Origin of the sequence: Limnohabitans sp. 63ED37-2 (assembly GCF_001412535.1) — a bacterium.
Classification (GTDB): Bacteria; Pseudomonadota; Gammaproteobacteria; order Burkholderiales; family Burkholderiaceae_C; genus Limnohabitans_A.
The window spans coordinates 3,155,036-3,174,653 of the sequence record NZ_CP011774.1 but is presented as its reverse complement, the minus strand read 5'-3'; the positions used below and the strand labels follow the sequence as shown (position 1 = coordinate 3,174,653).

10 protein-coding genes are annotated in these 19,618 nt (G+C 62.0%); 3 read left to right on the top strand and 7 right to left on the bottom strand.

The features are described 5' to 3' along the window. Window positions 1-18: 18 nt before the first annotated feature. On the bottom strand, window positions 19-915 hold the full coding sequence (locus tag L63ED372_RS15055) for a LysR family transcriptional regulator (protein ID WP_062407115.1): 897 nt from the start codon (window positions 913-915) through the stop codon (window positions 19-21). An 84-nt stretch (window positions 916-999) separates the two neighbouring features. Between L63ED372_RS15055 and L63ED372_RS15050 the strand changes: the two genes are divergently transcribed. Beyond that, window positions 1,000-2,007 (top strand): sodium-dependent bicarbonate transport family permease, encoded by a 1,008-nt coding sequence (locus L63ED372_RS15050; RefSeq protein WP_062407113.1) that lies wholly within the window; start codon window positions 1,000-1,002, stop codon window positions 2,005-2,007. Then, window positions 2,004-2,861: a DUF6671 family protein gene (locus L63ED372_RS15045; protein WP_062407111.1), complete on the top strand. Its 858-nt coding sequence runs from the start codon at window positions 2,004-2,006 to the stop codon at window positions 2,859-2,861. Before L63ED372_RS15050 ends, L63ED372_RS15045 begins: the two co-directional genes overlap by 4 nt. 45 nt (window positions 2,862-2,906) lie before the next feature. Here the strand turns inward: L63ED372_RS15045 and L63ED372_RS15040 are convergent, their stop codons facing one another. The 6 genes from L63ED372_RS15040 to glnE all read right to left on the bottom strand — a co-directional run bounded on the left by L63ED372_RS15040 (window position 2,907) and on the right by glnE (window position 15,359). After that, the gene (locus L63ED372_RS15040) at window positions 2,907-3,608 is read right to left on the bottom strand and encodes an SDR family oxidoreductase (protein ID WP_062407109.1); all 702 of its coding nucleotides are present in this window, start codon (window positions 3,606-3,608) and stop codon (window positions 2,907-2,909) included. Window positions 3,609-3,707: 99 nt separating this feature from the next. Further along, window positions 3,708-5,339 (bottom strand): phosphoethanolamine transferase, encoded by a 1,632-nt coding sequence (locus tag L63ED372_RS15035; RefSeq protein WP_062407107.1) that lies wholly within the window; start codon window positions 5,337-5,339, stop codon window positions 3,708-3,710. Continuing rightward, window positions 5,336-8,434, bottom strand: coding sequence for an efflux RND transporter permease subunit (locus L63ED372_RS15030; protein ID WP_156343643.1), 3,099 nt, complete (start codon window positions 8,432-8,434; stop codon window positions 5,336-5,338). Before L63ED372_RS15030 ends, L63ED372_RS15035 begins: the two co-directional genes overlap by 4 nt. 9 nt (window positions 8,435-8,443) lie before the next feature. Then, window positions 8,444-9,556: an efflux RND transporter periplasmic adaptor subunit gene (locus L63ED372_RS15025; RefSeq protein ID WP_082431733.1), complete on the bottom strand. Its 1,113-nt coding sequence runs from the start codon at window positions 9,554-9,556 to the stop codon at window positions 8,444-8,446. Window positions 9,557-9,698: 142 nt separating this feature from the next. Beyond that, window positions 9,699-12,467, bottom strand: a complete 2,769-nt coding sequence (locus L63ED372_RS15020) for a TonB-dependent receptor plug domain-containing protein (RefSeq protein ID WP_062407105.1) — start codon at window positions 12,465-12,467, stop codon at window positions 9,699-9,701. Window positions 12,468-12,578: 111 nt separating this feature from the next. Further along, window positions 12,579-15,359 carry a bifunctional [glutamate--ammonia ligase]-adenylyl-L-tyrosine phosphorylase/[glutamate--ammonia-ligase] adenylyltransferase gene (gene glnE / locus L63ED372_RS15015; protein WP_082431732.1) on the bottom strand — a complete coding sequence of 927 codons (2,781 nt, stop codon included), beginning with the start codon at window positions 15,357-15,359 and terminating at the stop codon, window positions 12,579-12,581. A gap of 31 nt (window positions 15,360-15,390) precedes the next feature. Between glnE and L63ED372_RS15010 the strand changes: the two genes are divergently transcribed. Continuing rightward, window positions 15,391-19,608, top strand: coding sequence for a YhdP family protein (locus L63ED372_RS15010; RefSeq protein WP_082431731.1), 4,218 nt, complete (start codon window positions 15,391-15,393; stop codon window positions 19,606-19,608). The last annotated feature ends 10 nt before the right edge of the window (window positions 19,609-19,618 follow it).

Genomic DNA, 19,618 nt, shown 5'->3' with positions numbered 1-19,618 from the left:
ACACGTCCAACACACCTGTCATTTGCGCCGACTGATCTGTTTGAGCACATGCTGCTTGAAGGCCAGCGCCAGTGGTGACAGTTTCTTGCCGGCCGGATAGACGATGTGCCAAGCCGAGGGCAGGGGAAAGCCTTGCACGTCGATCACACGCACGCCATTTTCTTTTTGATGCCCGTGCAAGGCGTGGCGCGAGACCACGCCCACCCCCAAGCCCCCGGCCACCGACTCCTTGATGGCCTCGTTGCTGCCCAGCTCCAGACGCACATCGGGGCGGAACTTCATCTGCTTGAAAAACTGGTCAGCGGCCATGCGTGTGCCCGAGCCTTTCTCGCGAAAGATGAACCGCCGCTGCGCCAACTCGTGCAAAGGCACAGCGCTGCGCTTGGCCAAAGGGTCGGACATGGGCGCGATCACCACGATCGGGTTGGGCATGAAGGCCTCGTCGCCCAGGTCCATGTCTTTGGGTGGCATGGACATGATGTAGAGGTCATCGCGGTTGTCACGCAAGCGCTGCACCACGCCATCGCGGTTGAGAATTTCAAGCGACACGTCAATGGCCGGATGCTGCTTGCAAAAGCTGCCAATCAAATGCGGCATGAAGTACTTGGCCGTGCTCACCACCGCCACCCGCAACTTGCCGCGCGACAAGCCCTTGGCGGCGTCCACGTTTTGCTCAAAGGTGTCCCAGGTGTGCGCCACAGCACGGGCGGTCTTCGCCAGCTCTTGGCCCACCTCGGTCAGGTAGAGTTTTTTGCCCACCAGCTCATACAGAGGCAAGCCCACCGATTCACTGATGTCTTTGAGCTGTATCGAGGCGGTGGGCTGGGTGACGTGCATCACTTTGGCCGCGGCACTCACGCTGCCGGTTTCGGCCAGCGCCAGAAAAAGTCGCAATTGGCGAAAGCTGACGTTCATAGACTTTTATCTATATTCAAAGGTTGAAGAATCGATTTTACAAATGTTCTATCCATTTTTAAGATCGGCACAAGGAAAAACTTCATGCAAAATCTGATCGATCCCGCCATCCTCTTTTTCATCTTCGGCGTGCTGGCGGGCACCGTCAAATCGAACCTCGAAATCCCGCCCGCCATCTCCCGCTTCTTGTCGCTCTACCTCTTGATGGCCTTGGGCCTCAAAGGCGGTTTTGCGCTGTCGCAATCGGGCATGACAGCCACCGTGGGCATCAGCCTGGCCGCTGCTGTATTTCTGGCCATCGTCATTCCACTCATCGGTTATGCCGTGCTGCGGCGCTTTGTCTCGGGTTTTGACGCAGCGGCCGTGGCCGCCACCTATGGCTCGGTCAGTGCGGTGACCTTTGTCACAGCGGTGCAAACGCTAGAGAACCAAGGCGTGCCTTATGGTGGACACATGGCCGCGGCCATGGCCCTGATGGAATCGCCCGCCATCATTTTGGCGGTCGTGCTCGCCAATTCATTGCGGCAAAAGCAGGCTTCAAGCGGGGTGGTGCCAGCGGGCGGTGGGGCCGCCTTGGGTGGACCTGCTGCGCCTCATGGCGCGTCGGTGGGCAAGATCTTGCACGAGTCTTTCACAGACGGTGCCCAGTTGCTGCTCTTGGGGGCCATGGTCATTGGCCTGGTGACGGGCGAGGCGGGCAAGGAAGCGATGGCCCCCTTCTCGGTCGACCTGTTCAAAGGCATGCTGGCCTTCTTCCTGCTCGACATGGGCTTGATGGCGGCACGCAACCTGCCGCAAGTCAAAGGCCAATCACCTGTGCTCATCGCTTATGCGGTGATCGGACCCCTGGTGCACGCAGGCCTGGCCTTGGGCCTGGCCATGCTCTTGAAACTCAGTCCGGGTGACGGGGCCTTGCTCATGGTGCTGGCCGCCAGCGCGTCCTACATCGCCGTACCCGCGGTGCTGCGCACCGCCTTGCCCGAAGCCAAACCCGCGCTCTATTTTGGGTTGAGCCTGGGGCTGACCTTTCCCTTGAACATCGTCCTGGGCATTCCGGTCTATCTGGCGGTGGCCCAGGCCTTGCTGGCATGAACATGACCCAACATCGTTTTTATGAAGGCCGCCCCGTTGCTTTTTTGACGCAACACGGCAAACAGGATCTGGTGCGTGAACCCCTCGAAGCCGCATTGGGCTGCCAGCTGGTGCACACCGATGCGTATGACACCGACCAGTTGGGCACCTTCACGCGTGAACTCACGCGAGCCGGCTCCCAACTCGATACCGCCAGAAAAAAGGCCACGCTGGGCATGGCCCTGACAGGCGCATCTGTGGGCATGGCCAGTGAAGGCTCGTTTGGCCCGGACCCTTTTGGCGCCTTCATGCCCTGGAACACCGAAGTGGTGTTGTGGGTCGATCCATTGCAGGAGATTGAAATCACCGGCTTTGCACACGGACCGGCCCAAAGCCTGCACCGGATGGTGAAGAGCCTCCAAGAACTTGAGCGCTTTGCAACAGAGGCCGGGTTTCCAGAACACCACTTGGTGCTGCGACCCGAAAACCCCGATCACCCCGACATGGACAAAGGCCTGCGTGACCGTGACGCCCTGGTCAACGCCTTTGTCTTGGCCCAAGCCAAATCCGCCAATGGTGTGGTGTTTGTCGAAAACGATTTGCGGGCTTTTTGCAATCCGACACGCCAAAAAACCATTGTCAAAGCAACCGGGGACCTGATTCAAAAATTGCTGTCGGTATGCCCCAGTTGTGAGTCGCCGGGCTACTGGCTCAGCCAGCAGGTTCCGGGTTTGCCCTGCCGCGACTGCGGCAGCTTGACCCGCTTGCCCAAAGCCGAAATTTGGGGCTGCAAAAAATGCGGCCATGAAGAACAAAAGACTACGAATGCACAGCCCTGGGCCGATCCCGCCCGGTGTGACTTCTGCAACCCTTGAAGCAGCGGGTGGTCAACGACCGGCAGTGCGCATACTCGCAAGCGCTCAAACCGAGCGCATCAAGCCCCCATCCACACGGATGTTCTGGCCCGTGATGTAGGCCGCGCCTTCGGAGGCCAAAAAGGCGATGGTCGCGGCCACTTCCTCGCTGGTGCCGTAACGCTGCATGGGCACGCTTTCGCGGCGCTCCTCCTTGGCGGGCAGGCTATCGATCCAGCCCGGCAACACATTGTTCATGCGCACGTTGTGCGCGGCGTGTTCATCGGCAAACAGCTTGGTGAAAGCGGCGAGACCTGCGCGTGCCACAGCAGACGTCGGAAACATGGCGCTGGGCTGGACCACCCAGGCGCTGGAGATGTTGACAATGGCCCCCGCTTTTTGCTGGACCATGATGGGCGCCACCACCCGCACGGCCCGCACCACGTTCAAGAAATACATGTCGAGCCCCAAGTGCCACTGCGCATCGGTGAGCTCCAGCACCGGGCCTTTGGGTCCGTGCCCGGCACTGTTGACCAGCACGTCGATGCGCCCCCAACGCGCCATCACCTGATCCGTCAGCTTTTGCAAGTCGTCAGGCGACTGGTTGGAGCCGGTCATGCCAATGCCCCCCAATTCACGGCCCAGCGCCTCGCCCTTGCCGGACGACGACAACACCGCCACCTGAAAGCCATCCTGAGCCAACTTGCGGGCCGCAGCCGCACCCATGCCACTGCCGCCGCCCACCACCATCGCCACTTTGTTATCCATATGCAGTCCTGTTGTAAGTTGTCCAAATTGGTTCATCCACCCTGGCTGATCGCGCACCGGATGCAAGCCTTTGCGCAAGACACAGACATCATGCTCGCTTCAAGAGGCAAAGTCTGCCACCATCGGCAAAGGAGGCGCTCGCCAGCGGTACCGGGTGTCGAGCACATTTTTTTCCGGCAAATGTCCCAACCAGTCTATGCCCAGCAAATGCATCACACTGTGCCCCAGCCAGTCCGTTCGCACCGGTTGCGAAAAGGTGGCCGGAGGCAAGTTTGCAATGCCCGCGCCCCAGACCAGCAAGGGCACGCGGTAGCCATCTGCCGTCGCCGCGCTATGGCCGACATGGTTGCCGACATGGCCCACCTCTTGTCCATGGTCAGAAAAATAAACCCAAGAGGCATTGTTCCCCAAAGTGCGTGTCATGTTCAAGGTGGCCGCGACCACCTCGTCATGGTAGTGAATGGCCGAGTCGTAGTCGTTGCGCAAATCCCGGACACGCGACGAACGCCCTTGGTCCTTCAAAGCTTGGTAGATGTCATCTTTCACGTTGTTGAAAGGCGTGCGCGTGGCCGGATGCCTCAAGGCGTAATGCGGGTGTGTGCCGAGCAGGTGCACCACAATGAGTTTTCGGGCCGCCTGGCTTTTCAGGGCTGCCGCCAAGTGGGGCAATGTGCCCTCGTCGAGCGAGACCCCAGATCGACCCGGCGTCTTGTTGAGCATGTGAACCCGATCGGCCAGCTTGGCATGCTCCTGGTCAATGGCCAGATCATCGTGGTTGCTGATCCACCAGGTCTCATAACCCGCCTTGGAGGCTAATGCCATCAAATGCTGCGGCTGATCCTCGGCATGACCGAAATAGAAAAAATTGCGTAAAGCCTGAACCGTGCTGGCGTCCACTGACCAAGCATGCGCAAAAACGCCCAGCTGATCCCCCTCGGTCTGTTCAAGCTGCATGAGCGCAGGCGTGGTGTTGCGGGGATAGCCGTACAGCGACATATGGCCCCGGTTGATGCTTTCACTGATCACCAACAACAGGGTGTCTGGCGCCCCGGCTGTGATGTGTGGATTTTGTGCCTGCGCATTGGCAAGCAAACGTTGCCGCTGCTCACCCAAGTTGTCCCACTGGTCTCGCAAAGAAGACACCTCGGTGACCCAATGCGTCCAGAAAAGCAGGGGATGGTGTTGTCGCCAAGGCTTGTTCACGAAGGACACAAGGACCACCGTCAGCACCAGCAGCATGGCCGCCAAACGCCAGCCTGCCAGCTTCAGTGGCGGCGAAGGTGTGGTCCACCATCGCGCAAGGCTGACGATAAAAAAGCACAGCGATACAAGCGCAAAGAATCCCCAAAGCCAAACGCTGGGACCGTTCATCGCCATGAACTCCGTCATCTCCTGCGGTGTGGTGTTGGCCACCGCCGTGATGACCATGGCACTGGCCGGGCTGGCCTCATAAACGTCCAGCAAAAAACCCCTCACGGCCGCATCGGTGATGAAGACCAGCCCCATCGTGCCAACAAAGCCCACCTGCAAGGCCCGCCAGCCCGCATGGCGGCTGGGCCAACACAAGCAAAGCACGGCAGGCAAAGCCAGCACACCGATCTGAAAAATCCGTTTGCCGTCGTAAGCCAGCACCCACGCCAAGCAGATGGCAGTCAAGGCCAAACAACCCGGCCACAGGCGCCGCAGCTGGGACGCCAGCGTGTTCATCAAAGCGTGACCGAGGGCACTCATGCCCCCCGCGTCACCTTCTTGAACATCCGCCCAGTCCACTGCCCCAGATCATCCAGGTAAGTGAACACCACCGGCACCACCAACAAGCTGAGCACGGTGCTGGTGAGCAAGCCGCCGATCACGGCAATCGCCATGGGCGAGCGGAAACTCGCGTCGGCCGCGCCCCAGCCCACCGCAATCGGCAGCATGCCCGCGCCCATGGCAATGGTGGTCATGACGATGGGCCGGGCACGTTTGTGGCACGCGTCCAGCATGGCGTCCCAGCGGCTCATGGGGGGCACAGCGGGCTGATCCCCTTGGGCAGGTTTGCCGCGCCGCGCCTCGATCGCGTATTCGACCAGCAAGATGGAGTTTTTGGTGGCGATCCCCATGAGCATGATGAGGCCAATGAGCGAGGGCATGGAGAAACTCTTTTGCGCGATCAGCAAGCCCACAAATGCCCCGCCCAGCGACAGCGGCAGTGCCGCCAAAATCGTGATGGGGTGCAAGAAGCCTTTGAACAACAACACCAGCACGATGTAGATGCACAGCACGCCGATCATCATGGCCAGGCCAAAGCTGGCAAAGAGTTCGCCCATGACTTCGGCATCACCCACCTCCACCACCTTGACGCCCGGCGGCAGGCTTTGCAGGGCAGGCAGCTTTTGCACCGCCGCTGTCACGTCGCCCAGCGGCATGCCCGAGAGTTCAATCTCAAAGTTGATGTTGCGCTGGCGGTCATAACGGTCAATCACCGCCGGGCCACCTGCCACCTCGATGCTGGCGACCTGGCCGAGCATGACGGGGCCACGGCTGCCGGGCACCATCAGGCGCTCGAGTGTGCTCAGATCGTGCCGGGACTCGTCGCCCAACTTCACAACGATGGGCACCTGCCGCTCCGACAAATTGAGCTTGGGCAATGCCGCGTCGTAGTCACCCAAGGTGGCCACGCGCAAGGTGTCGCTGATGGCGGCGCTGGTCACGCCCAAATCGGCGGCCTTGGCAAAGTCAGGGCGCACCGCGATCTCGGGCCGCACCAAGCTGGCGGTCGATGCAATGGAGCCCAAGCCTTGGATGGTGCGCAGGTCACGCTCCACCGCCATGGCAGCGGTTTGCAGGGCCTGTGGGTCTTCGCCTGTCAGCACCAGCACGTATTTCTCGCCCGAGCCGCCCAAGCCCACCTTGCTGCGCACACCGGGCAGTTGTTGCAAAGCGGTACGGATGTCGTTTTCGATCGCTTGCTTGCGCGGGCGTGTGCCGCGTTCGCTCAGCTGAATGGTGAGCGTGGCCTTGCGCACCTCGGCCGCGCCACCGCCCGCAAACGGGTCACTGCCCGCGCTGCCGCCGCCAATGGTGGTGTAGACGCTTTTGACGTCGTTCACCGTCATGAGCAGCTTGCGGGCGTGCTCGGCACTGGCCTGGGTTTGCGCCAAGGTCGATCCCGGTGGCAGCTCCACATAGACCTGGGTTTGCGAGTTGTCGTCCGGTGGAATGAAGCCTTTGGGCAGCAAGGGCACCAGCATGATGGAGCCGATGAAAAACAGCGTAGCCAGCACCATGGTGACCAGGCGGTGCTTCATGCACCAAGTGGCCCAGACCATGTAGCGCTTGAGCCAACCCGGCTCGTGCGCGGCCGTGACGATGGGCTTCAAAATATACGCCGCCATCATGGGCGTGAGCACCCGCGCCACCACCAGCGAGGCGAACACCGCGAGCGACGCCGTCCAGCCAAACTGCTTGAAGAACTTGCCCGGAATGCCGCTCATGAAAGCCGTGGGCAAAAACACCGCAATCAAGGTGAAGGTGGTGGCGATCACGGCCAGCCCGATTTCATCGGCCGCTTCCATCGCCGCCTGATACGGCGACTTGCCCATGCGCAAATGGCGCACGATGTTTTCCACCTCGACGATCGCGTCGTCCACCAGCACGCCGATCACCAAAGACAGCGCCAGCAAAGTCACCACGTTGATGGAAAAGCCCAAGTAGGCCATGCCAATGAAAGCCGGAATGACCGACAGCGGCAGCGCCACCGCCGAAACAAAGGTGGCCCGCCAATCGCGCAAGAACAGCCACACCACCAGCACCGCCAAAATCGCGCCTTCATAAAGCAAGACGAGTGAGCCGTCGTATTCCTCTTCCACCGGGGTCACGAAGTCGAAGGATTCGGTGATCTCGATGTCCGGATTTTGCAAGCGGTATTCGGCCAGCGCCTGGCGTACCAAGCGGCCCACGGCCACTTCGCTTTCGCCTTTGCTGCGCACCACCTCAAAGCCGACCACAGGCACTCCGTCCAAGGTGGCTGCCGAGCGGGCATCGGCCAAGGTGTCACTCACCGTGGCCACTTGGTCCAACCGAACGCTGCCGCCTCGCGATGTGGCCAGCTCAATCTGGCCCACCTCTTGCGCCGTTTTCACCGTACCCAGTGTGCGCACGGGTTGTTCGCCCGTGCCCAAATCCATTCGCCCGCCCGAGCCTTCTTGCTGCACCTGCTTGAGCTGGCGCGACACCTCGGCCGCCGTGATGCCCAGCGATTGCAAGCGGTTCACATCGAGGGCCACACGCACCTCACGCGTCACGCCGCCCACGCGGTTGACGGCGCCCACACCGCGCAGCGACAAAAGCTTGCGGGTGATGTCTTTGTCGACCAGCCACGACAAGGCTTCGTCGTCCATGCGCGACGAGCGCACGGTGTAGGCCAACACGGGCGAGCCCGCCAAGTTGAGCTTTTGCACCACCGGGTCGCGCAGGTCACCCGGCAAATCAGCCCGCACGCCCTGAATGGCCGAACGCACATCGTCCACCGCTTCTTGGGTGGGCTTTTCCATGCGGAACTCGGCAGTGATGGACACCACGCCGTCTTGCACCTTGGTGGTGATGTGTTTGAGGCCTTGCAGCGGCGCCAGCGCGTTTTCGAGCTTGCGCGCCACATCGGTCTCAAGCTGCGAGGGCGCCACACCGGGCAAGCTGGCGGTCACCGAGATGGTGGGCACGTCCAGATCCGGAAAGTTCTGCACCTTCATGGACGCGAAGGCGATGAAGCCCGCCACCGTCAGCAGCACAAACAGCATGACGGCAGGGATGGGGTTGCGGATTGACCAGGAAGAGACGTTGATCATGGCGTCTCTTTATTTGGCGGCTGGGGCTGCTGGAGGCGCTGGCGCGTCCACCACACGCACTGTATCGCCGTGGTTGAGGAATGCACCACCGCTGGCCACCACACGGGCATCGGCTTTCAGGCCGCTGGTCACCTCCACGCGGCCTTCGCTTTGGCGTCCGGTTTGCACTTTGAGCTGGCTGACTTTTTGGTCGGTGCCCACGGTGTAGACATAACTGAAACCGTCGCGCACCACCACCGCCGCTTGCGGCACGGTGAGCGCCTGGCTTTGGCCCAGCGCGATCTCGCCTTGGGCGTACATGCCTGCCCGGGCGCTGCCGGTTTGCGCAGGCAAATCGACATACACCAAGGCATTGCGGGTTTGCGCATCCACCGAAGGCGCCACCATGCGCACTTTGCCTTGCAGAACTTGGCCGTTGGCCGCTTTGATTTGCACAGGTGCACCCACCTGGATGCGGCCAATCTCGGCGGCCGTCACTTCAGCCCGCCACTCGATGCGGCCTTGGCGAATGAGGCGAAACAATTCAGTGCCTGCACCCACCACGCTGCCCACCGTGGCCTGCCGGGCAGAGATGACGCCCGCATCCGGCGCACGCACCTGGGTTTGCGAAAGGCGCACGTTTTGCAGCTGCACCAGGGCGCGGGCAGACTGCACTCTGGCCACGGCCGAGGCTTCTGCCGCGAGTGCCTGACTGAGCTGGGCAGCACTAAAGAATCCTTGCTGCTGCAGGCTGCGGGCGCGATCGGCCTGAGCCTTGGCCTCTTGGGCGCTGGCCGCAGCTTCGGCCAGTGTGCCTTCGGCCTGCGCCAGCTCGGCCCGCAAGCTGTCGGCCTGCAAAACCGCCAGCACGTCGCCGCGCTGCACCCGGTCGCCCACGTTCACACGCACCTCGGTGATCTTCAGGCCATTGGCCTCGGCCCCGACGATGGCCTCTTGCCAAGCGGCCAGGTTGCCGTTGGCGCTGATTTTTTGCGCCAGACTGGCCGTTTGCGGCGTAGTCACAGTGACCGTGAGTGAAGGCTTGGCGGCACTTGGCGTTGCGGGCGTCTGCCCTTGTGCGGGGATGCCCGCCAAAAAAGTCAGCCCGCACAGCAGGCCGAGGGTCCGGTAAATTTTGGTCATTGTTTCTCGAACAGTAAGTCGTGTTGCGAGTTTACGACCTGCGCCCTTTCTCTGAGGGCTTCGGTGATTTTTTGGGCGCTTTACACAGCGGCCATTGTGCGGTTTGTAACACCCTCTTTCTAGAGCCTAGCCGAGGCCGGATTCAGAACTTGGCAAGCAAGGCCAAGCCCAGTGTGCGACCCCATAAAGAATGGTCCCGCGTGTTGTAGCCAAAAACCTGCGCCGCCGTGGCAGAGAAAGCTTGTGGCGCCTGACGATTGAGCACATTGCCCATGGTGGCCCGCAAACTGACGTTGGTGTTGACCTGGTAAGTCGCAGTGAGATCGAGGGTGGTGAAAGATTTGACATAAAAACCCGTCAGCGGCGTACTTTGGAGCGTTGTCAAATTGACGCCCGAGCGGTCTCTGTCGTCATAGCCCGAGGTGTAATTCACTACCCCGTGCAGGCTCCAAGTGGCCGTAGTCAGCCCCGCAATCCAACGCAGGCGCATGCGCGGGGTGATCGTGTCGGTGATGCTGTTGTACCGTGCCAGATCGGACGTGTAGGCCTCACCGGGCACTGACTGGTCTTTGGACTTGAGGTTGTAGGCGCCCTGCACAAACAGGTTCAGTTGCCCCATGTCGACCGGAGCACGCCAACGCATGTCAAAATCAATGCCTGACTTCTCGCGTTGGCCAATGTTGTAGTTGGGCAATTGCATGGCCAACTTGTTGTTGTTATCGAGCAAATAAAACTGCGAATATTTGATCGGGTCGGCATAAACGATATCACCGGCCAATGTGGAGATCACATCATGCATGTGGACCGACCACCAGTCAGCGGTCACCGAAAAATTGCGTGTGGGCCGGTAAGCCAAACCCAATGACTTTTGTGTCGACAATTCGGGTTTCAAATCAGGATTGCCTGTTCCGTAAATTTGCAACAAGCTCCTTTCGCAAGCCACATTTCGGTTTTGTCTGGCATTGAGGTTGGAGAGAACCGTCAAGATGTCTGGGCCACATTCATTGAGGAAGGTCGTGCTACCAATGGCATAAAGTTTGGTCAGGTTCTGGAGTTGCGCCACGGAAGGTGCCCGAAAACCAGTACCCCAAGACGCCCTGGCCGACCAGCCGTTTTCAAAGTCATAACGCGAGGCCAGTTTGTTGTTGTGTGTGGTGCCCAAATCGCTGTACCGATCCCAGCGCGTGGACGCGGTCACGTCCCATTGGGGTGTGACCGGCAACTGCAGCTCCAGATAAGCGGCTTGAATGTCCCGCTCGGCCTGAAAACTCGGCTGCTGCTCTGTATTCGACACATATTGGTAGTTCGTGCCCTCGCGTCGCCATTCCAGGCCTGCGCCCAACATCACGTCCTTGCCCTGAATTTCCATCAATGGGCGTGATGCCCTGACGTGCCCAACGGTGGTGTGGGTCTTGCTGTCGTCCCAAGTGTTCCACACATTGCGCAAACCGTTCAGTGTCGCCGTCAAGGGGTTGTCAGGCGTCAGAGGTCTGAGCATGTTGGGGTCAGTCAAGACCCGCCCACTGACCAGCCCTTGACCCGCAAAGTCTGTGACCTCAAGTCTGCGCACCACATGCGCTTGGGCCTTGTACAGCTCGGCTTTGTAGTCCCAGCCTTGCCACTCGCCTTTGAGGCCCGTGGCCACACGCCAATTGTTCTGCTCGTAGGCCCGCAAGAGGCCGTGCATCAAACTCGGTGACCACAAAAACTGGGTCCTGGCCGGGTCCATACCCGCACGCAACGCCTCTTGGTAACCCACCGAATCGGGCGACTTTCCCAAGGTGTAGATCAACTGCCGCCAGCCTTGAGCCGCCATCTCACTGTCCTCGAGTCGTGAGTGCAAGATTTCGGCATAAGCGGTGGTCGTTCCACCCAACCATTTTTCCCCGCTGAGCAAGAGCTTGCGGCTGTCTTGTTGAGGGTAAAGGGTCAATGCCGAGTAGGTGTTGTACTGGCACGAAGGTTGCCCCAAAAAGGGCACATATCCGGACGGGCACTGCCCGTCCTGGTGCAACAAACTGAACACCTTTCGGGGTGATCCCGTGGCTGCATTGGCAGACTCAAAAAATGTACCTGGTGTGGCGTAAGAGGTCACGCGGCTTCCATCGATGGCGTAACGCTGCCCATCGCGCTCCACCTCGTAGCGACCTTGCGCATACTGGGGCCGGTCGCTGGCTTGAAGGGCGTCGCGGTGGAACAACTCAGCCGTCAGGCGCAAGCTGTAGCCATCTTTGTTCAAATTGCCCTTGCCCGCGTTCAAGCTGATTTGATGCCCTTGGCCACCGCCCTGGGATGTACCCAATTTCTCGGCCATGATTTCAACGCCTTTTTGCTCGGTGCGCGTGATGATGTTGATCACCCCCGCGATGGCGTCCGATCCGTAGAGTGATGAGGCCCCGTCCGAGAGTATCTCGATCTTTTCGATGGCCGACAACGGCACGGTATTGATGTCCACACTGGGCCGATCGACACCGATGATGGTTTGCCGCCCATACGGTGCAAGCCGTTTGCCATTGAGCAAGAGCAAAGTCCCTGCGGGCAGACCGCGCAAAGAGGCGGTGGTGTAACCGCCGATGGTGGTTGACATGGCCGTGCTGTTGACCCACATGGACATGGCAGGCAAGTTGTGCAGCACATCGACCATGCTGCTCGCACCGGAGCGGCGGATGTCATCGCGCGTGATGATTTGCACCGGCAAGGCCTGCGTTTGTTCTTTGCGAACAATGGACGATCCGGTGATTTCCACCTTTTCAAACTGACGGTATTCCAGCGGCTTGTCGACCACCTCAACCGGCGGGTAGGTCTTGGGCGCAGGGTTGCTGGTTTGCGCCCAAGCCGGGGACTTGGCACACGCCGCGCCCAGACACAACACAATGGTTTTCAGTTGAATCGGTGACAAGGTTTTTTTCATGACCAGCTCCCAGGGCGCAGGTGTGCGTTGAAGCTTTGAATTTTGTCATAAATAAAACTTTAGTGTCCAAAAATAGACAGTTTTAACCGTTTGAGGGTTGAAGACCACCACTCAGCCCATCACCACGCGCCACAGCGCCAACACCGCCTCGCGCTCGCTGGCCAGCAGGGCCAGCGGCACATCGGTGGGCTCTTCGTTCAGACGGGCGCGGTGTTGCACGCGGCGCAGCTCCCGGTAAGCGTTGGCGGCAGCTTGCCCCATGCCCGGCGGCAGCAAGCCCACAGCCTCGACGCGGATCAGCAGCGCAATGTTGCCCACGTTGTCGGCCAGCTCGGGGTGGGCCGCGGTGTGCAGCAGCACCAGGTATTGCACGGCAAACTCCGCGTCCACCATGCCGCCAGGGCTGTGTTTCACATCAAAGCGATCGGCCTTGACCGGGTGACCCAAGCGCACTTTGTCGCGCATGGCCACGATTTCGGCCTTGAGGCTGGCCGCATCACGCGGGGCGCTGATGACGGCAAGGCGCACCCCATCGAAGCGCGGGGCCAGGCTTGGCAGGCCCATGACAAAGCGGGCGCGGGTCATGGCCTGGTGCTCCCAAGTCCAGGCGGTGTTGCTGCCGCGCTGCTGCTGGTAGTCAGCGAACGCTTCAAAGCGCGTGACCAACAAGCCCGAGTTGCCGTTGGGCCGGAGCGCGGTGTCGATTTCGTACAGATCGCCGTCGGCGGTTTTCACCATCATCCAGTTGATGAGTTTGCGCACATAAGCGGCGTAGATTTCTTGGGCGCGTTCGTCCTCGTCTTCATACACAAACACGATGTCCAGGTCGCTGCCATAACCCAGCTCCTTGCCACCCAGCTTGCCGTAGCCAACGATGGCAATCGCTGGCACTTCGCGGTGGCGGGTTTTGAGGCGGCTCCAGCACCAGCGGGCCGTCACGCGCAGCACGGCGTCGGCCAGGGCACTCAGGTCGTCGGCCACTTGCTCCACCGTGAGCACACCTTCCACATCTCGCGCCAAGGTGCGGAACTGCTCGGCATGGTGGGCGCGGCGCAGCAAATTGAGCAGGCTCTCCTCGTCGTCTTCGCCCGTGCGCTGCAGCGCCACCAAGCGGGCCTGCAACTCGCCCTCGAATTCGGCAGCGTCAAAGCGGCTGTCAAACAGGTTGCCCCCGGCCAGCTCGTCGATCACGCCAGGGTGTTGCAGCAGGTAGCGGGCGGGCCACTTGGCCGCGCCCAGCAAGCGCAGCAAGCGTTCGTGCACCGAGGGGCGCTCGAGCATGAGGGCCAGATAGCTTTCGCGTCGCAGCAGCGGCTCGATCCAGTCGACCATGCGGAGCACAGCTTCTTCGCTCACACGGCCCGCGTCCAGCCACTGGGCGGTGCGCTGCAGCAAACGCATCAAGCGGCCCCGGGCGTCGTCGCGCAGAGACTGCACACGCGGGTTGTCGGCCCACTGGGCCAGGCGCTCGCGCACCGGGCCACTGAAGTCGACCAGCACCGCGTCCAGCTCGGCGTGCTCGCGGTTGTTTTTGCCGTTCTTGCCATTGCAGGTTTTGCATTCGCGATCGCCGCCGAGCAAGGTGTCGAACTCCTGCGCGACCACCTCGCGGTGGGCGTCAAGTTCGCTCAAAAAGGCGCAGGCATTGGCGTGGCCCAACGTCTGTGCAATCCAATTCAGGTCGTCATCGCGGGTGGGCAGCACATGGGTTTGCTGGTCGTCCAGGTACTGGATGCGGTGCTCCACCTGGCGCAAAAATACATAAGCCGCGCCCAAGGCGTCGGCTGTGGCCTGGGGCATGAGCCCGGCCTTGGCCACGCGCTGCAGGGCGTCCAGCGTGGGGCGGGTGCGCAGCTCAGGAAACTGACCGCCACGCACCACCTGCAAGAGCTGCACCGTGAACTCGATCTCGCGGATACCGCCGCGTGAGAGCTTGACATCATTGGCGCGTTCGGGGTGGCCCGCGCTGCGCTTGGAAGCGTGGTCGCGGATTTGCTGGTGCAAGGTGCGCAGCGACTCGAACACGTTGTAGTCGAGGTAACGACGAAACACAAAGGGCAGCACCACACCACGCAGCGCCTGCGCCGAGCCATTGAGAACCGCGCTGCGGGGCGCGACCACACGGCTTTTCATCCAGGCAAAGCGCTCCCACTCGCGGCCTTGCACCAGCAAATACTCTTCCAGTGCGTCGAGCGAGACCACGCTGGGGCCGGAGTTGCCGTTGGGGCGCAAGGCCAAGTCCACCCGGAACACAAAGCCGTGCTCGGTGGTGTCGCCGATCAGGGCGTACATGCGCTTGACCGCGCGGGTGAAGTACTCCTGGCACGAGACCTTGTTGCGGCCCTCGCTGTTGCCCAAGGTCTGACCATCTTCGTCGTAGACATAAATCAGGTCGATGTCGCTCGACACGTTCAGCTCACGGGCACCCAGTTTGCCCATGCCCACAATCCACATCTCGGCCCGCTGGCCGTCGGGCTTGGTCGGGGCGCCGTGCAGGGCGTCCAGGTCGGCCATGACTTGCTGCCAGGCGATGTCGAGGGTGACCTCAGCCAGCCAGGTCATGCCGTGTGTGACCGCCGACAAATCGGCCTGGCGGCTGCAGTCGAGCTGGGCCAAGCGCTCCAGCGTGAGCTGGCGCAACACCCGCAAAGCCGCGCTGGTGTCCAGGCCTTTGGCCTGCAAAGCGGCATAAGCCGCGCTCAAGGTGTCGCGTGTGGGGGGGCCGGGCGGCAACAGCGGCAGTTCATCGGCGTAGCGGCGGTGCAGGCGCTGCACAAAGCGGGAATACAAGGTCAATTCAACGGGCAAATCTTGAGGGCCGGGCACACCGGGCGGCAAAACAATCGCGGCAGAAGGGTCAAAACGGTCGTCCGAAGACTGGCTGCGGGTCATAATTCCTGCTGACTTTCTAATTCATACGTTTGTGTCGTCTTCACCCACCTGGCCCCCTACCGAAGCCCCGCTGCGCCCTTGGCTGGCGCGGGTTGTTCGGCTTGTCTTATGGGGCTTGCTGGTCGCCGGGCTGGTCTTGGGCCTGGCCTGGGCAACATTGCATTTTTGGATTGTGCCGCGAATCGCCGAATTTCGCCCTGTGCTGGAAAGCCTTGCCCGGCAATCCCTGGGTGTTCCCGTGCGCATTGGCGGTGTTTCGGCCCAAAGCACGGGCTGGGTGCCGTCTTTTGAGCTGAGCGACATCGAACTGCAAGATGCGCTGGGCCGTCCGGCGCTGCACCTGCCCAAAGTACAGGTAGCGCTGAGCCTGCACTCGGCCATGCAGGGGAAGCTGGACCAACTGGTGCTGGATGCGCCCGAGCTGACCCTGCGCCTGTTGGCCGATGGCCGATGGCAAATCGCCGGGATCGATTGGCGCCCCACTTCCGGCCAGGATTCGCCCGCCGCCGACTGGCTGCTGAGCCAACGCGAAGTGGTGGTGCGGGGCGCACAGCTGCATTGGCATGGGCCAGGCCACAACCCCAACGCCACGCCCGCTCTGACCAGCACAAGCCCAGAGCCTTTGACGCTGCGCGACGTGGACCTGGTGATCCGCAACACGGCACGGCAACACGCACTCCGCCTGGACGCCACCCCGCCCCCAGGCTGGGGCGAGCGTTTTGTGCTGATGGGCCAGTTCAAGCGCAATCTGCTGTCTTTGCACCCGGGGCGGCTGAGCGATTGGTCGGGCCAAGCCTTTGCCCACTTTCCGCAACTGGACGTGGCCCCCTGGTCAGCCCAGGGTTTGCCCATACCCGCCAGCCTGCGACCTGAAGCCGGGCCCATGCAAGGCCAAGGGCATTTGCGCCTGTGGGCCGATGTGCAGCGGGGCCAGTGGCGTGGCGGCCTGGCCGATGTGGACCTGAAAAACCTCCAGCTCCGACTCCACCCGAGCCAGCCCGCCGTGAACCTGCAAAGCCTGTCGGGTCGGTTGGGCCTGCAGGTGCATGCCGAAGGCTTTGTGGCCGAATCTCAGGAACTGCGGGTCATCGGCGAAGAGGGCCTGAGCTGGCCTGGGGGCCAATTGACCCTCGACTACACACACGCCCAAGGCACGCGCCCGGCCAAGGGCCACTTGAAGGCTGAGCAGCTGGATTTACAGGCACTACAAGCCCTGGCCTTGCGCATGCCCATCGACGAAACCGTGTCGCCCCGACTGCACAGCGCTTTGCAGGCGCGCGAAGTGCGGGGCCGGGTCACGTCTTTGAACCTGCGCTGGGTAGGCGACTGGAACAGCCCCGAGATTCAGGAAGCACAGGCCAAGGTCGAGGGCCTGAGCTGGCAACCCGGCTCCGCGGTGGTGGCCGCCTGGGGCACGCTCCCCGGCGCCGACGTGCCCGGCCTGCGCGGCGGACAGTTGACCTTGGCCATGACCGCCAATGGGGGCCGACTGGATTTGCAAACCGGCGCGGGCAGCGCTTTGTGGTTGCCGGGTTTGCTGGAGCCCTCCGAAGTGCCCCTGCAACAGATGCAAGCGAGCCTGAGCTGGGCACGCCAAACTGGCCACAACGCCCACGACAGCTGGCATGTGCCGCACTGGTCGCTGCGTCTGGCCAATGCCGACCTGCAAGGCCAATGGCAAGGCCAGTGGCAACCCGCCCCCCAAGGCCAAGGCCCCGGCATCCTGAGCTTGAAAGGGCGCGTTCAGCGGGCGCAAGCGGCGGCCGTGCACCGCTACCTGCCCCTGAACCTGCCGATCGAAGTGCGCCACTACTTGCGCGATGCACTGGTGCAGGGCCGCTATGAAAATGTGCAGGTCCAAATCCAGGGCGATCTGGACAAACTGCCCTTTGCACGGCCCGAAGACGGCACCTTCCTGTTCACAGGCGATTTGAAAGACGGCGAACTGGACATGGTGCCCCCCTCTCTGATGGACCCGGGTGAAGTCCCCTGGCCGCGCCTGCATGCTCTGCAAGGCCGACTGACTTTTGACCGCCTGGGCATGCAGCTGCGCGAAGCCAGTGCCCGGGTGGGCGTTGGTGCACAGGCCATCGAGCTGAAAGCCGCCTCGGTGGACATTGCCGACATGGCCCACCAACCGGTGCTGCGTGTGCAGGCCCAAAGCTTGGCCGATGCCCCCTTGGTACTGGGCGTGGTGCGGCAGTCCCCGCTGAACGAGCTGCTCTCGGGGGCGCTGCAGCCCGCCCAGGCCAGCGGCCCCGTACTCACCCGCTTTGCCTTACAGCTGCCCCTGCTTGACCTGAACAACACCCGCGTGCAAGGCAGTGTGCAGTTCAATGGCAACGACCTGCGCATGCTGCCCGGCACACCTTGGCTGAACAAGCTGTACGGCACGCTGCAGTTCCACGAGCGCGGTTTTGAGGTGCGTCAACTCCAGGCCACGCTGCTGGGCGGGCCCGCCGTGATCGATGGCGGCATGCACTCCCCCAACCCGGTGGCAGGCCAACCAGCCCCCAAGCCCCCTCAGACGGTGTTTGAAGCCCGCGGCCGCGTGAGCGCGGCGGGCCTGCAGGCGGCCAACGATGTGGCCCCGCTGAACCTGCTGGCCCAGCACGCCAGCGGCGCCACCGACTACCACGCCCGCCTGGCATGGCCCCAGGGCTTGCCCGAGCTGACGGTGCGCAGCCAACTCGGCGGCCTGGGCTTGCAGCTGCCCGCTCCCTTGGGCAAAACCGCTGCAGCCGAAAAACCCCTGGCCCTGCAGATCCGCTCCAAACAAACCCCCACCGGGGCTCAAGACGAAATTAAACTCGCTTTGGGCGACAAGGTGCATTTGGTTTACGAGCGCGATTTGAGCACCGACACCCCGCAGGTGCTGCGCGGCCGCTTGGGCCTGGGCGTGTTGCCCGAAAACCTGCCCGCACTGCCCACAAGCGGGGTCACGGCCCACGTCGTATTGGACCGGCTGGTGGTCGACGATTGGCTGGACTTGTTGCCTCCGCCAACAAATCCAGCTGCAAATCCAGCGCCAGCCCAAACACCGCCACAAACCGCAGCGGTGGCCACACCCCGTTCAGCTCCACCGCTCTCCGTCTGGCAAAACTACCTGCCCACGCGCATGGGCCTCAAAGCCAACAGCCTGATCGCCAAGGACCGGCACCTGCACCAAGTGCAAGCGGGTGGCACCTACGAAGATGGGCTCTGGCGCGTCAACATCGACGCGGACGAGCTCAGCGGCCATGTGGTCTTTGTGCCCGCCATGCCCGGCCTGAGCGACCAAGCCGGTCAATTGTTTGCACGCCTGAGCCGCCTGAATTTGCAGCCCTCGAATGCACGCGAGGTGGAAAGCCTGCTCGAAGCGCCACCCACCAGCCTGCCCGCGCTGGACATCGTGGTGGATGCATTGGTGCTGCGCGGCAAACCCATGGGGCGTGTCGAGATCGAAGCCGTCAACGCCGACAAGGGCCTCGCCCAAACCCCTGTTGCGCGTGAGTGGCAGCTGAAAAAGTTCAACATCGATCTGCCCGAAGGCACCCTGCGCAGCACAGGCCGCTGGCTGGCCGCCCGTGAAGGCAGTCCTTGGCGCAAGACCGAAATGAACTTCGTGCTGGATGTGCGCGATGCCGGAGCCCTGTTGACCCGATTGGACACCCCCGACGCTTTGCGTGGCGGCACAGGCCAGATCGAAGGCATGGTCAGTTGGCAGGGCTCACCCCTCAACTTGCATTACCCCAGCCTGAACGGCCACCTGGATGTGCGCATGGGACGCGGCCAATTCCTCAAAGCCGACCCCGGGGTTGCCAAGCTGCTGGGCGTGCTGAGTTTGCAGGCCTTGCCCAGGCGCTTGCTGCTCGATTTCAGGGATGTGTTTGCACAGGGCTTTGCGTTTGACTCGGTCCAAGGCGACGTGACCATCGTGCACGGCATGGCCAACACCCGCAACCTGCAGATCAAAGGCGTCAACGCGCTGGTGCAACTCGACGGCTCGGCCGACCTGGCCCGCGAGACCCAAAAACTGCGTGTGCACATCCTGCCCATTGTCGACACAGGTACTGCTTCTTTAGTGGCAGCCATCACCGTCAACCCCTTGGTTGGCCTGACAACCTTCATCGCCCAATGGCTGCTGCAAAACCCCCTGGCACGCGCCTCGGCCCAAGAGTTTTTGGTGGATGGCAGCTGGGCCAATCCACAGGTCACACGCGTTGACCAACGCCCGGCCCAGACCCCTGCGCCCATCAACCCGCCTTGATCGGCACCAC

What these genes read in the sequence shown, in the direction of transcription:
- L63ED372_RS15040 (WP_062407109.1), bottom strand. Translation starts at nt 3,608, where the DNA reads ATGGATAACAAAGTGGCGATGGTGGTGGGCGGCGGCAGTGGCATGGGT.
- L63ED372_RS15020 (WP_062407105.1), bottom strand. Translation starts at nt 12,467, where the DNA reads ATGAAAAAAACCTTGTCACCGATTCAACTGAAAACCATTGTGTTGTGT.
- L63ED372_RS15045 (WP_062407111.1), top strand. Translation starts at nt 2,004, where the DNA reads ATGAACATGACCCAACATCGTTTTTATGAAGGCCGCCCCGTTGCTTTT.
- L63ED372_RS15055 (WP_062407115.1), bottom strand. Translation starts at nt 915, where the DNA reads ATGAACGTCAGCTTTCGCCAATTGCGACTTTTTCTGGCGCTGGCCGAA.
- L63ED372_RS15030 (WP_156343643.1), bottom strand. Translation starts at nt 8,434, where the DNA reads ATGATCAACGTCTCTTCCTGGTCAATCCGCAACCCCATCCCTGCCGTC.
- L63ED372_RS15035 (WP_062407107.1), bottom strand. Translation starts at nt 5,339, where the DNA reads ATGAGTGCCCTCGGTCACGCTTTGATGAACACGCTGGCGTCCCAGCTG.
- L63ED372_RS15050 (WP_062407113.1), top strand. Translation starts at nt 1,000, where the DNA reads ATGCAAAATCTGATCGATCCCGCCATCCTCTTTTTCATCTTCGGCGTG.
- L63ED372_RS15025 (WP_082431733.1), bottom strand. Translation starts at nt 9,556, where the DNA reads ATGACCAAAATTTACCGGACCCTCGGCCTGCTGTGCGGGCTGACTTTT.
- glnE (WP_082431732.1), bottom strand. Translation starts at nt 15,359, where the DNA reads ATGACCCGCAGCCAGTCTTCGGACGACCGTTTTGACCCTTCTGCCGCG.